General features: G+C 49.1%; 1 protein-coding gene and 1 pseudogene. One reads left to right on the top strand and one right to left on the bottom strand.

Features of this window, described 5'->3' with window-relative positions:
* Positions 1-101: pseudogene (locus tag R7P74_RS30020) on the top strand (conjugative transfer protein MobI(A/C)); the annotation flags it as partial.
* Positions 102-111: 10 nt separating this feature from the next.
* On the opposite strand, the gene R7P74_RS29225 reads toward R7P74_RS30020, so the two are convergent.
* Positions 112-523, bottom strand: a 412-nt coding sequence (locus R7P74_RS29225; RefSeq protein ID WP_318124224.1) for a DUF4113 domain-containing protein, incomplete at its 5' end; no start/stop codon positions are given.

Genomic DNA, 523 nt, shown 5'->3' on the forward strand with positions numbered 1-523 from the left:
GGGAGCTAGCGCTGGCCATGGAGAAAGAGGAATTCTTCAGTGATATTCGACGCCAGGTTGATAAGCTCAACATGCTGCGTCGCAGAGTGAATGCGTATTGAGTCAACTGCGCTACTTCACTCGCGGTAACTGGTCCCAGCGTGTTGTATAAGCGGGAGACAAATGCTCTCGCTTCATCGACCAATCTTTCTTGAGTCCTTGTCCAGCAAAGAAAACCTTTCCGGCACCGCTTTGGTTAATGGTGTCCAATACAGACATTAACTGTTGTCTATTTGAGCGGGTCGATACGTCATCGAATAGTCCTGACTGAAACATGCCAAGATCGTAAAAGTCAGATAGCATGACGCCCGCTTTGGCATAACGAAAACCATCCTTCCAAATCCGCTTGAGTAAGTGATTGGCCAGCTCGATAAAATCCCGCGTGTCGCAACTGGGGATTAGCAATTCACCCGATGCAGAGTTGCTGTACTGCGGCTCGTTGTCCTTAAAGGGGCTGGTACGTATGAACACGGTCAGCACTTTG

This window comes from Vibrio sp. 2033 (assembly GCF_033339735.1).